At 55.3% G+C, this 13,145-nt stretch carries 11 protein-coding genes, 1 pseudogene and 1 riboswitch; of the genes and pseudogenes, 4 read left to right on the top strand and 8 right to left on the bottom strand.

The window, feature by feature from the left end:
- The first annotated feature begins 2 nt into the window (after positions 1–2).
- Entirely contained in the window at positions 3–1,346 is a 1,344-nt protein-coding gene (gene pgtP, locus DQX05_RS23630; RefSeq protein ID WP_119795831.1) for an MFS transporter, read from the top strand.
- A gap of 584 nt (positions 1,347–1,930) precedes the next feature.
- Positions 1,931–2,176: pseudogene (locus DQX05_RS32505) on the top strand (hypothetical protein); the annotation flags it as partial.
- 33 nt (positions 2,177–2,209) lie between these two features.
- On the opposite strand, the gene mqnC reads toward DQX05_RS32505, so the two are convergent.
- The 4 genes from mqnC to metA all read right to left on the bottom strand — a co-directional run bounded on the left by mqnC (position 2,210) and on the right by metA (position 6,959).
- Entirely contained in the window at positions 2,210–3,349 is a 1,140-nt protein-coding gene (mqnC, locus tag DQX05_RS23615) for a cyclic dehypoxanthinyl futalosine synthase (protein ID WP_119795828.1), read from the bottom strand.
- A 303-nt stretch (positions 3,350–3,652) separates the two neighbouring features.
- The gene (locus tag DQX05_RS23610; RefSeq protein WP_119795827.1) at positions 3,653–4,837 is read right to left on the bottom strand and encodes a trans-sulfuration enzyme family protein; all 1,185 of its coding nucleotides are present in this window, start codon (positions 4,835–4,837) and stop codon (positions 3,653–3,655) included.
- Entirely contained in the window at positions 4,834–6,018 is a 1,185-nt protein-coding gene (locus DQX05_RS23605; protein WP_119795826.1) for an aminotransferase class V-fold PLP-dependent enzyme, read from the bottom strand. Before DQX05_RS23605 ends, DQX05_RS23610 begins: the two co-directional genes overlap by 4 nt.
- Positions 6,018–6,959: a homoserine O-acetyltransferase MetA gene (gene metA / locus DQX05_RS23600; RefSeq protein ID WP_119795825.1), complete on the bottom strand. Its 942-nt coding sequence runs from the start codon at positions 6,957–6,959 to the stop codon at positions 6,018–6,020. Before metA ends, DQX05_RS23605 begins: the two co-directional genes overlap by 1 nt.
- A 117-nt stretch (positions 6,960–7,076) precedes the next feature.
- Positions 7,077–7,227, bottom strand: a riboswitch (SAM riboswitch).
- Positions 7,228–7,731: 504 nt separating this feature from the next.
- On the opposite strand from metA, the gene corA reads away from it, so the two are divergent.
- Complete coding sequence (gene corA / locus DQX05_RS23595; RefSeq protein WP_119795824.1) at positions 7,732–8,667, top strand: magnesium/cobalt transporter CorA; 936 nt, start codon at positions 7,732–7,734, stop codon at positions 8,665–8,667.
- A 97-nt stretch (positions 8,668–8,764) separates the two neighbouring features.
- On the opposite strand, the gene DQX05_RS23590 is transcribed toward corA, so the two are convergent.
- Positions 8,765–9,826 carry an HRDC domain-containing protein gene (locus DQX05_RS23590; RefSeq protein ID WP_119795823.1) on the bottom strand — a complete coding sequence of 354 codons (1,062 nt, stop codon included), beginning with the start codon at positions 9,824–9,826 and terminating at the stop codon, positions 8,765–8,767.
- Between the two features lie 227 nt (positions 9,827–10,053).
- Between DQX05_RS23590 and DQX05_RS23585 the strand changes: the two genes are divergently transcribed.
- Positions 10,054–10,350 (top strand): DUF3055 domain-containing protein, encoded by a 297-nt coding sequence (locus tag DQX05_RS23585; RefSeq protein WP_087445094.1) that lies wholly within the window; start codon positions 10,054–10,056, stop codon positions 10,348–10,350.
- Between the two features lie 28 nt (positions 10,351–10,378).
- On the opposite strand, the gene DQX05_RS23580 is transcribed toward DQX05_RS23585, so the two are convergent.
- From DQX05_RS23580 to DQX05_RS23570, 3 genes are all read right to left on the bottom strand, one after another.
- On the bottom strand, positions 10,379–11,548 hold the full coding sequence (locus DQX05_RS23580; RefSeq protein WP_259392192.1) for a phosphodiester glycosidase family protein: 1,170 nt from the start codon (positions 11,546–11,548) through the stop codon (positions 10,379–10,381).
- 122 nt (positions 11,549–11,670) lie between these two features.
- Positions 11,671–12,570: a 5'-3' exonuclease gene (locus DQX05_RS23575; protein WP_119795821.1), complete on the bottom strand. Its 900-nt coding sequence runs from the start codon at positions 12,568–12,570 to the stop codon at positions 11,671–11,673.
- 180 nt (positions 12,571–12,750) lie between these two features.
- Positions 12,751–13,125 (bottom strand): arsenate reductase family protein, encoded by a 375-nt coding sequence (locus DQX05_RS23570; protein ID WP_397335942.1) that lies wholly within the window; start codon positions 13,123–13,125, stop codon positions 12,751–12,753.
- Between the last annotated feature and the right edge of the window lie 20 nt (positions 13,126–13,145).

Genomic DNA, 13,145 nt, shown 5'->3' with positions numbered 1-13,145 from the left:
GAATGTTAGGTTGGTTGAAAAAAGCTCCCGCCATACCTCGATTGCCGGAGCACATGATCGCGAAGATGTACCGAATTTTCCGTATTCGTACATTAATCGGCATTTTTGTCGGTTATGCAGGCTACTACTTAGTACGCAGCAACTTTACGTTGTCCACACCCTATTTGAAGAGTGAGTTCGGGTTCGGCCCTTCTCAAATCGGTATGTTGAGCGCGGCACTTGCCGTTACCTATGGAATAAGCAAATTCTTCATGGGGAATTTGGCGGATAAAGCCCATACGCAGCGATTTATCGCTGTTGGTTTGTTCTTGGCTGCCGTAGTTAACCTTATCTTAGGATCTACTACCTCGTTCGGTCTCATCTTCATGATGCTTATCGTGAACGGGGTGTTTCAAGGCATGGGGGCTCCTCCTTGCAGTATCGTACTGGCGAACTGGTTCTCGAAGAAAGAGCGCGGTACGTATATGGGAATCTGGAATACGTCCCATAACATTGGCGGAGGCATCATTGCCCCAATCGTAGGCGTAGCCATCGGCATTCTCGGTTCTGCCTATTGGCAGACAGGAATTTTCGTAATCCCGGCCATTCTCGCGATGATTATCGCCGTGTTCGTATGGTTCTGCGGCAAGGATACTCCGCAATCGGTTGGTCTACCGCCAATCGATGAATATCGCAACGATTATGACGATGTGGAACGCAATCCAGATGGCGACAAGCTGTCCATGAAAGAAATCTTGATCAAATATGTACTCAAAAACAAATTCATCTGGTACCTGTGCTTGGCGAACGTATTCGTGTACTTCATTCGCTTCGGCGTCTTGAATTGGGTACCATTATACTTGACGGAAGTAAAAGGCTTCTCTCAATCGCAATATCACATTGCATTTGCTGTATTCGAATGGGCAGCCATTCTGAGCTCGCTCATCGTCGGTGTGCTTAGCGACAAGGTGTTCAAAGGCAACCGGATGCCGCTCTGCATTATCAGCATGGTCGGCGTCGTGTTGGCTACGCTCGTGTATTGGCAGTCTACGAACGTCATCATAATTACTATCGCCGTATCCATTATCGGCTGTCTCATCTATGTGCCGCAGTTCTTGATTGGCCTTAGCGCAATCGACTTTGTACCGAAGTTCGCTGTAGGTACCACGGTTGGGATGACTGGTTTGTTCGCTTACTTGTTCGGTAACTTGACTGCAAGCGCACTCGTTGGATTTATCGTCGAATCCTCCGGTTGGAACGGTTGCTTCCTGTTGCTTCTCGCGAGTGGCGTACTGGCAGCACTCTTCCTGACGCTGATTCAGATCGGTCGCAAGAAGAAGCTGGCTAACGCTGCGAACCAAGCGTAAGTCGCAGGCAGGATATAAATTATAAAAAATAACCCTCTGATGTCACGCTGCCAAGGCCGGTCATCAGAGGGTTTCCTATTTATTCAACCTTGCGGAATCAAGAAGAACATGTGCTAACGCCTGTGCATACTGTAGCGTAACGATATATGTCAATCCTAATAAGAGAGGGAGAGATCCGTGACTACCTATAGAGCACTCGGTCCATTTTTGCCTTTTCCAATCCCAACGCCAGGTGGGGGGCCTTTCACGCCTGGAATTCCTTCCGCACCAGGGGGAGGGCCTGGAGCGGGATTGCCTCCAGGCATTACGCCGCCACCGCCTCAATTGCTGAGTTCGTTGCAGCAGCTATCGCAGTCCCCGTATCAAGTGCAAAGCTTTCTATACCAGTATCCGGCCCAAGGCGTCACAACATTTGCTGCAGGCTGCCAGAACCGATGGACGCTCATTGTCACTCGTACCTTCAATGTTTTTCTTATGTATATCACATCTGCTAACCCATTTGGTTTTACACAGGGCTTCATATTTCCGACGTATTCGTTTGGAAGCTTTCCTTCATCCGCAATTTTATGGTATACCTGTTTCTAAAGCATGGTATGCGGTGGACGACCTTACGAGGACTAAAAAGGGACACCACACAAGCGATGCTTGTTATTGCTGCCATGAACCTCAAAAAAGTGGCGACCTGGCTCTGGAAGACCGGTCACCCATCTGAACATAAAAGAACTCCCGCGGTACAGTTTTTCGCGGGAGTTGGTCAACACTCTGGAACCGGCGTGTGCCGGTCTTTCACTTTACGCATCTATAAAATAACGCGTTCAAGCGCATCCTAAAAAAATAATAATAATGTCCGCAGTCCGGCAGAATTAATTCTGCATGACGAAATCGCGATCCACCTTCACGTTCTCATCGTCGAACATCTTCAAAATATTGTACTTCGTGTCCCGCTGCGCCGGAATTTTGCCGGCCTCGCGGATAAGCTGCAGCGTGCTGCTGATATTGACCTTATGCGTCGTCCCTGCCGCAGAAACGACATTCTCCTCGATCATCGTGCTCCCGAAGTCATTGCAGCCGTAGCTCAGCGTCTTCTTGCCGACTTCCGGCCCCATCGTTACCCAGGACGCCTGGAAGTTCGGGATATTGTCAAGGAAGATGCGGCTGATCGCCAGCGTCTTCAAATATTCCTCCGGGCTGACCGGCTCTGCCTTCATATTCGTATTCTCCGATTGGAACGTCCATGGAATGAAGGCAAGGAAGCCCTTGGACGGATACTTGTTCTCCAGGCACTCGTCCTGCGCAATGCGGACCCGCTCCAGATGAAGAGCGCGCTCCTCCAGCAGCTCACCGAAGCCGACGACCATCGTCGCGGTCGTGTTCATGCCCACCTTGTGCGCGGTCTGCATGACATCCATCCAATCGCGCCAGGAGCCTTTGAGCCGGCTGATTTTGCGGCGGGTGCGATCGTCCAGAATCTCCGCGCCGCCCCCCGGCAAGGAGTCAAGTCCCGCCTCGTGAATCGCGCGCACCACTTCCTCCAGCGACAGTCCGTCCGATACTTCCTTCATCTTCAATATTTCCGCCGGTGAGAAGGAATGCATGATAATGCTAGGGAAGCGCTCCTTAATCGCTGTGAGCAGATTCGTATAATAGCTGAACGGAAGCTCCGGATTCGTCCCGCCCTGCATCAAAATTTCCGTACCGCCGACATCGATCGTTTCCTGAATCTTCTGGAAGATGACTTCGTCCGGAAGCACGTAGCCTTCTTTGGAACCCGGGGCACGGTAGAACGCGCAGAACCGGCAGTAGGTATCGCAGATATTCGTATAATTCACATTGCGTCCGATGACGAACGTAGCGATCGGTTCAGGATGCCATTTCAACATGATCTGGTTGGCGACATGCCCGATCTTCTCTACCTGATCGGACGCGAACAACGTCACGCACTCATCCGTGTCGATACGTTCACCGCGCAGCGCTTTATCCAAAATGCGATCAATCGGTGACATCGTCACAGTCACTTCCTCTCTCAAAAGTTGCATGCTGTATGAGCGTACATGCAGCACGAAGCGGATGCATCCAGTAGATGCTCCTCTATTCGTAAGTCATTCGATATCAGCTCCCGACATGCGGCCGCTACCCGATAGAGCGTATGGCCATTCATGTCAATGACTTCATAATCGTACCACAATTATGGGCGAAAAAACAGCACCCTCTCCAGCGAAAGGCAGGAGCACAACATGGCCGGTTCCTACCGCTGAAGAGGGCATAATGCCGTATATATATGGAAAAATGAAGCAGCGAGCGCCTAGCTATTGGCTCAACGCTTGATCCAGATCCTGGAGCAGATCATCGATATGCTCCAGTCCGGCCGAGAACCTCAGCAGCCCGTCCGTGATGCCGCGCTCCAGCCGAACCTGTTCCGGCATCGAGGCATGCGACATCATCGCCGGATAGGACAGGATGCTTTCCACTGCGCCGAGGCTGACCGCGACCAGCGGAAGCTTCACTTGGTTCAGCACCCGCTTCGCCCGTTCGCCGGAGCCGACATCGAACGAGACGACCGCGCCATAGCCCGCGGACTGCTTCTCGTGAACGGTACGGCGCGGATGATCCGCCAGGCCGGGATAATAGACCCGGCTGATGTCGCTTCGTTCCTGCAGCCAGGCCGCCAAGCGACGAGCACTCTGCTCGCTGTGGCTCATCCGCGCGCCCAGCGTCTTCATTCCGCGCATGAGCAGCCAGCTGTCCTGCACGCCAAGCACCGTGCCAAGGCCGTTCTGAAGCTGCTTGATGCGCGCGCCCAGTTCCTCGGTCGCCGTCACAATCAGACCGGCCAGCACGTCGCTGTGTCCGCTCAGGAACTTCGTCGCGCTGTGGAGCACAATGTCCACCCCGTGAGCGATCGGAAGCTGATGATACGGCGTCATGAACGTGTTGTCCAGGAGCGTCAGCAGTCCGTGCTCCTTCGCCCAACGGCATACCTCCGCGATGTCGGTAATTTGGAGCGTTGGGTTGGACGGTGTCTCCATATAGACCGCCTTCGTATTCGGACGCAGCGCCGACTTCACCTGATCGATATCGGTCATGTCGACGAAGGTCGACTCAATCTTAAGCCGGTTCAGAATCGTCGTCAGCAGACGGTACGTTCCTCCGTATACATCCTTGGTTACGATAATATGATCGCCTGCGGAGAAGAGCAGGAAGGCGGAGGAGATCGCCGCCATCCCAGAAGCGAACGCGTAACCGTTCGTTCCCCCTTCAAGCACGGCGATATGATCCTCCAAGGCCTGCCGGGTCGGATTGCCTGAGCGCGAATAATCGAATTCCGGCGGGTCGTAAATATCATGATGATGGAACGTCGTCGCCTGATAAATCGGCACGCTGGACGCGCCCGTCGTCTTGTCGCTTTCCCCGCCGAAATGAAGCAGCTTCGTTGTAAAATCGAGCGCCTGTCCTTGCTTCAAATCCGGCTTCGCTTTGTCTGATCCGCTCATCCCTGCTCCACCTCCAACCAGGCAGCTTCGAGCGCTTGCGCCAGATCTTCGATCAGGTCGTCGACATGCTCAATGCCGACGGAGAAGCGCAGCAGCCGATCGTCGACCCCGATCCGGTCCCGAATCTCCGCCGGGATATCGGCGTGAGTCTGCACCGCCGGATAGGTCATCAGCGACTCGACGCCGCCCAGGCTCTCCGCGAACGCGATCAGCTTCAGATGGCGCAGAATCGGATCGACATCGCGCGCATTCTTCAAGCGGAAGGAGAAGATGCCGGCGTTGCCGGAAGACTGGCGACGTTGAATCTCGTAGCCCGGATGTTCCGCCAGAGCGGGATAATAAACCGCTTCGACAGCCGGGTGCTCCAGCAGCCATTCCGCGAGGCGGGTCGCATTGTATTCATGACGCTCCATCCGCAGCGCCAGCGTCTTCATGCCCCGCATCAGCTGGTACGAGTCCGACGGGCTCAGCACAGCGCCGATCGAGTTGTGGAGGAAAGCCATCTCCTCCGACAACTCGCTGCCCTTCGTCACGATAAGACCCGCCAGCACATCGTTGTGGCCGCCGAGATACTTCGTCGCGCTATGTACGACGATGTCCGCTCCAAGCTCCAGCGGACGCTGGAAGAACGGCGTCAGCAGCGTATTGTCCACAATCGTCAGCAGGCCGTGCTTCTTCGCCCAGGCCGCCACCCGCTCAATATCCGTAATCATCATCAGCGGATTGGTCGGCGTCTCGATGAAGACCGCCTTCGTCTGCGGCGTCCGGGACGACTCGAGCGCATCCAGGTCGTTCGTGTCGACATAAGTGGCGGTAACCCCGCAGCGGGACCATATCCGCTCCAGCAAACGGTACGTGCCGCCGTACAGATCGAGCGACACGATCAGATGATCGCCTTGCCCGAATTTGGCGAACACCGTCTGTATCGCGGCCATGCCCGAGCTGCAGGCGAAGCCGGCATCGCCCTGCTCGAGGGCGGCTGCCGCTTCCTCCAGCACAGTACGCGTCGGATTCTTCGTCCGGATATAATCGAAGCCCGTGCTCTGTCCCAACCTCGGATGACGATACGCGGTAGCCTGATAAATCGGATAATTTACGGATCCTGTGGCCGGATCGTGAACCGATCCGATCTGAGCAAGACGGCTTTCGATGCGGTAACCGGCTTCATTGCGCTCCACCATTATACGTTGGCCCCTTCCTTACGCAATACGGCTCTGCCCAGTTCGTACGGCGTTTCCTGATAGACATAGTAGTTCAGCCAGTTCGAGAACAACAGATTGGCGTGGGCGCGCCACGACGAACGCGGCTCGCGTGACGGATCGTTGTTCGGGAAGTAATTGACCGGCAGCTCCATCTCCATCCCTTTGGCGAGATCCCGATCATATTCCCATTTCAACGTGAAGGGGTCGTACTCGGAATGACCGGTCACGAAGATATGCTTTGCGTCCCGCGTGGCCACGAGATATACGCCTGCCTCCTCCGACTCGGCGAGAATATCCAGCTCCGGGACGCGTTCCACGTCCTCGCGGCGAACCTCCGTATGCCGGGACTGAGGCACGAGGAACACGTCGTCGAAGCCTCGCGTCAGCTTCACATTGTCCAAGGTCGTACAATGCGGATACACGCCGAAAATTTTGCGCTCAAGCGGATACTTCGGAATGCCGTAATGGAAGTACAAGCCAGCCTGGGAAGCCCAGCAAATATGGAACGTAGACGTCACATTTGCGGAAGACCATTCCATAATGCGGCACAGCTCGCTCCAATAGGTCACTTCCTCGAATTCCATCTGTTCTACCGGCGCTCCCGTAATAATCATGCCGTCGAATTGCTGTTCCTCGATTTCATCGAATGTCTTATAGAATGCAGATAAATGTTCAGCGGATGTATTTTTGGACGTGTGCGTCGCTGGATGAAGCAGCGTCACATCCACTTGCAGCGGCGTATTGCCTATGAGTCGCAGCAGTTGCGTCTCGGTCGTTTCTTTCGTCGGCATCAGATTCAGGATGACAATTCGCAAGGGACGAATATCTTGGTGATACGCGCGCGTTTCGTCCATCACGAATATATTCTCCTGAGACAATATTTCTGTGGCCGGCAAATGATCGGGAATCTTGATCGGCATGACGCTCTCCTCCTTCATGAAATCCATCATAGATTGGTTGTCGCTTGCGGTATGAGGGTACAAAAAAACCTTTCCCGACATTCGAGAAAGGTTATGCATAGCCTAAATCATGCGCCTCTCTCATCTGTCAGCAGCAGTCTTCTGACCGCTACCGCAAGAATTAGCACCGTGCACGCTGCAGCTACGTCCTTAAAATGCAAGAACGTCTGCGCATCTGCCGGTTGCCGGGTTTCATCGGGCTTGTCCCTCCACCTGCTCTTGATAAGATTGCTAACATTACATATTCGATTGCAGTCCTGTGAAGCCGAATAGGACTTTGTAATAATTTAAAGCTAAGTCAAGCAATAAGTCAAGAGGAAAATCATCTTTTGCTCCTTCCCGCATATCGTATTCCATGCACGTTGCAGCAAGTCGATTTTTTCTTGAAAAAAGGACGTGCCGAGCGGTATACTAAACTGGTGCCTGCGCGGCACTGTTGTCATAAAGCGTTCGAAGATTATCGTAAATCATTTCAATTGGGGTGAATTTCGGATGGATGGCGACCCGAGGCAATGCCGAGGTACGAACGGACAACCGAATAAGGCGATTCGGCGGGACCCCGTGCAGCTTGACGGCTGTCGCGTTCTGTCATTATGCCCATCCCCGAGCATCATGCGCGATTAGCTGCTGTGCCCTGGGGTGAACGGCCCTCATCTGCATCTTCCCTGCGCGAATCGTCTTAACAGACGAAGCAAGCTGCCGCATCCGATATGCGGCCGAAGGGGAGAGAGCGATGAAAATACGTCTAGTTAACGAGGGCGTCTTTACGCCGGTGGATGACATACAGACTACACTGACTCCGCCGGAGAGCGGCTTCTATTGGTTAGATGCCGATCTTGAAGATTTGGTCGAGCTGCAGCCTTTGTTCTCCATTCATGATCTCGCGGTCGAGGACTGCATGAGCGAGGAAGAGCAGCGGCCCAAAATCGAAATCTATGAAAATCATTATTTTATCGTTCTGAACAGCATCCGGTTCGACGATGAGGAAATATTCCTGCGGGCCTTGAACATATTCCTCGGCAAGCACTACATCATCACCGTCATGAAGCAGAAAATCAATGAATTGCGCATGGTCAAGCCGATGCTGTGGGAGCAGCAGGTAAGTGCGGCCGACCGCATGCTGTACCACTTAATCGATATCTTGGTGGATAACTACTTCTCAGTAGCCGATCGGATCGAAGCCAAGATTGACACCTTGGAGGAAGAGCTGATCGTCAGCGCCAAGAAAGCCCATTTGAACGCGATCATCAGTCTTCGCAGCGAAATTCTGTGGCTGAAGAAAGGGATGGCCCCGCAAAAAGAAGTGCTGCTCGTCCTGTACCGGAAAGATCTCCGGCTGATCGATGACGATCTGCAGAAGTACTTCCGGGATATCTATGAAAATGCGGTCAAAGTCTCCGAGACGTTCGAGACATTCCGCGACCTGATGGGCAACTTGCGGGAATCGTATCAGCTCAGCATCGCCAACCGCGCGAATGATATTATGCGGGTATTTACCGCGATTACGACGATCTTCATGCCGCTGACGCTCATTACCGGCATTTACGGCATGAATTTTGATTTTATACCATTCATGTCATGGGGATACGGGTCGCTCTATATTATCGGCTTTATGCTCATACTCGGGGCCCTAATGTTCTACCTGTTCCGCAAAAAAGACTGGATCTGAACCGATTCCGAAATCCGTCCTTATACACATACGCACGATAAAACCCAAGCCCGCCTCCCGCTCCAAGGGATGCGGGCTTGTTCATGCCTCCCTCGGATTAACCCGCCTTCGCCTGCCGCGCCTCCCGGCTCTTCCGTCTGCGGTGCAGGAGCCGGAGGAGGCGGATTCGTTCATAATTGGTCTGGAGCTCAGAAGCCGGGAGCTCCAGCGCCGCTTCGCCGAATGCCTTAATATAGATCGGCTTGATGTACTCGTCCCCCAGTTCAATGAGGGCGGACTCGACCGCTTCGCGCTCAACGGGAGGCATGGAAGCCAACTCCTCCTCGGCCAGCCCTTCGATCGCGCCGCCTTCCTTCGCAATCTTCTCGATGCGCATGATCAATTCGCGCCGATCCACCTGCAGCCGATCCATCAGTTGCTCGATCCCCATCCCTTGCTGAAGCCCTTCCATCAACAGACGGCGCTCCGATATTTTGGCCAGTTCATTCGCCTGCTTCGCTTCCCATTCCGCATAGACCCATCTGGCGAATTCAGGCTCGCTCACGGCGTCCGCCACCCAATCCAGCGGGAAGTCCGTCGTGCGGGCATACTGCTTCCCGATCTGAATAATCTCTTCGCCGAAGTCACGAACCTTCACCACGCCGAAGCCCGGTATCTGCTCCAACTCCTCCAACTGCTGCGGCAAATAGGCGCTGACCATGCGAAGCATCCGGTTCGACGCAATCCAGTAAGGAGCGCGTCGGAGCCTCGTGGCCGCTTCCCTGCGCCATTGGGCCAGCCGATCGTACACTTCCGCATTCGGATGGAGATCAGCATAGCAGGCGATCCACTCCTGCTGCTCCCGCATGCGGCGCTCATGAATGTCCACCTCCGGAACGAAGCCGAGCGACAGCCGGTAGCCTGCGCTCATGAGCCGTGCCATGCCCCGCCGCAGCGATGCCCGCATCTCGGCCCAATCGCCGCCTTCGAACCAGATCTCCGGCTCCGCTCCTTCGGCCTCCCACAGCACCATCCATTGCCCCTGCTCCTCGCCTGCGGTCAGGAGCCCGAAGGGAGCCGTGTATGAGTCTTCCTTCCGCTTCCCGCCACGCTTCAGGCGCTTCTCGCTCCCCTCCTCCTCCATGCCTCGCTCCAATCGCACCATCCATACAACCTGCATGATCTACCTTCCTCCTTCTCGCTTCTCAATGACACCCATACCTAAAGGCATACAAAAAGAAAGCACCTCTTCCCATGCGGCTTGCGCATCATGAAGAGGTGCTTCCTCGTCCTAGTTATGAGTTTATATTAGATTATAGCATGATTGCAGAATCTGTCAATTGATTATGGCCTTTTCGCGAGCGTGCGGTATAATGATAGCGTTACCGATACAAGGAGGCTCGTCCCATGAGTGCACATGAACTCGATTTTTTGGCCGATCACACCGAAGCGACGTCAACGAGGTTCGTTACGTTCATCGGCGGCAGCATGCGCCGCTTCGATCTCGCGCTAACCGCGACCACCCGCTTCTATGGCAAGACGCTCGTCACCGATCTGCAGAGCGGCCTGACCGCCATTCTCGGACAGGACGATCTGGAGGAGGAAGGCTATCTTGAGCACTTCTACCGGTTAACGGACGAAGAGGCCGCCGATCTCCGCCAATTCCTGTCCCTCGTCGTCGGCGCGGCGCATTTCACTGACTGATTCGGATTCTGCGATGGCCGGGACGAGCTTACTCGGAGAACCAGAGCACATTGCTCAGCTCCCGTCCCGGTCTGGTCACGACCCTGCCGTTGGCGATCAACCCGGAGGAAGCGCCGCCGTCCAGATTCATCGCTTGCACGGCGCCCATCTTCTTCCATATCTCCGCCCACTGCTTCATCGTCGCGGATGGAACCGTCGCCAACAGTATCGATCCGTCGGGCAGGATGCCGATTCCGCTCCGCATCGCCGACTTGGTCAATATTTTGTCCTCTTTGAATCCTTCCGCCCGCGGATTCAATGCCACCTTGCCATCCTTCACGAGCCGCGGACCGCCGCCCAGCGCCACCTGCACGTCGTCCCAATCGATCGGGCGGCCCAGCCGATCCGTGTAACGAATCGACATCGAGACTTGATCCCCGACATGGAACCGATCGGCCATCGGCTTCTCCGTTCCCGTAAACACAAGCACATATCCGTCCTTCGGGATGGCCACATTGCGGCCCGCCGTCACCTTCTTCACGACGCCGCCGCGAACGACGACGGCCCGGCCATAGGCGAAGCCAAGCGAATTGCCACGCAGCGGCGTGTACAATACGGCCGCGCTGCCGTCCCGCTTCGGCGTCCGATTGACGAAATAGGCATACCATGACGAAGTGCGTTCGGTCGCCGCGTTCGTCACTTGACCGCGAATCTCGATGCGCAGACTGTCCATTACGGCCCGCCCGTCCTGACGGAAGCCGATGGCCGTGCCGTAATTGCTTGTATGCTCGATCCGGCCGCGATTAATAATGGTGCCATACGGCTCGGGCCGGCCGCCATACGCCTCGAAGTACGTCCCGTTCACCGCCGCTTTGGCCCCGGTCCGCTTCGCGGTGCGGGTCATCGTCGCGGTCGTGCCGAAGCGGTCCTTGCCGAAGGAGACATGCGGCTGCATTCCTTTCGGCACGCGAACGGTCGTCACGCGGAAGATTTTGCCGCCGAGGGAGACCCGCTTCACCGAAGTGCTCACCTTCTTCACGGGCTTGCCTGCCGCGACGACGACGCCTGGCGCCGGGGAGCGGCCGTCATGCACGTCCGCTCCCGGCGTCCAGGCCCATAACAGGCCGAAAGCGATCAGGCCCGCAAGACAGCAACGCCATCGGCTGGCACGGCGTTCGGAAGGAGCCCGGCATACATTGCCCTGATTCAACTCTCTCATTCCCCCAACAATTCGACCCTATCTCTCCCCATGAATAATGCCAAATACAGGGAGGATAGGGTCTTCTAGTCATTCGATGCATATCTCGATATATATTGTATCGGCAGCGGAAAGCCAGATCGTTAGGCCGTCTCGATCAGACGAAGAATGCTTGTCATCTCAAGCTGCTCGAACATGGCCGCGACCGCATCCCGCTGCGGTTCGAACACACATTGACCGGCTTCGCATACCACCGGAACGTCGCAATGGATGCGTGCGAGCCGCCGCGACAGATGGAGCATCTCCAGATCGGTCTCGATCTTGGTGCGGACGCCTGCCGGAAGCGAGCCCATATTGGCAAGAATCCCGTCTATCGACGAATATTGCTGAATCAGCTTGAGGGCCGTCTTCTCGCCGATTCCGCGGACGCCCGGATAATTGTCCGACGGATCGCCCATCAGTCCCTTCACGTCGATAATCTGCTCCGGTGTAAGCTGTTTCTCTTCCATCAGAGTCTCAGGGCAATAGACGGCATAGTTGCCTTGTCCCTTCTTCATGATGACGACGCGGGTCCGTTCATGCACCAATTGAAGCATGTCATGGTCGCCTGTCAATACATACACTTCCATCTCATCCCGGAACAGCCGCGACAGCGTGCCGATGCAATCATCCGCCTCGTAGCCTTCGGCCGACACATTCGGAATCTGGAAGCTGTCCATGACGTCGCGGATTAATTGAAACTGCGGCACCAGATCATCGGGGCATTCGGCCCGGTTCGCCTTATATTGATCGAACTGCTCCGCCCGGAACGTCTTGCTCCCCAGATCCCAGCAGCAGGCGATATGCGTCGGCTCGAACCGCTTGACCGCATCCCAGAAATAACGCATAAATCCATAGACGGCATTCGTCGGCGTGCCGTCCTTCATGCGGCGGATCGACCCGCCGTATGCGGTGGCGTAATACGCGCGGAACAGTAGAGCCATCCCGTCAACCAGCAGCATGCGTGGCCCGGCCGATTCGGACATCGTGTCCGTATCCCACATCATTCACGTCCCCCATTCCTATCTTTTCATGACATAATTGCTATTTTTCTATATTGCTGACACTGCTATCCATTATAGCATACATAGGCTTCCGCTAGCGCCTTACGGCCAAGCTGGCAAGCTGGCCGCAGCACAGCAAGCCATACTCATCGAAGCTGTCAGCCATTCCCGCTAGCGCTGTCAGTCGTGCTTGGCCGCAGTCGTCCACGTATCGCGGTAGTTATCTTCGCGGAAGCCGACCGTGACCCGCTTCCCGTCCGTAACGACAGGTCGCTTGATGAGCTTGCCGTTCGAGGCAAGCAGCTTGATCTGCTCCTCACGGCTCATCTGAGGCAGCTTATCCTTCAGCTTCAGTTCCTTATAGACTTCCCCGCTCGTATTGAACCACTTTTTCAGCTCCAGGCCGCTCCGCTCAATCATCTTCTCCAGCTCCCGCTCGCTCGGCGGCTGTTCCACGATCGGCACCAGCTCCAGCTCGAGCGCCTGCTCCTTCAGCCATTGAATCGCTTTGCGGCAAGTGCCGCATTTGGCATATTGATAGACCGTTACCTTCACTTGCTCCAGCTCCTTCCTTG

It is taken from the genome of Paenibacillus thiaminolyticus (assembly GCF_003591545.1).
GTDB lineage: Bacteria > Bacillota > Bacilli > Paenibacillales > Paenibacillaceae > Paenibacillus_B > Paenibacillus_B thiaminolyticus_A.
The sequence above is the reverse complement of the archived record's forward strand: the minus strand, read 5'-3'. Positions and strand labels throughout refer to the sequence as shown.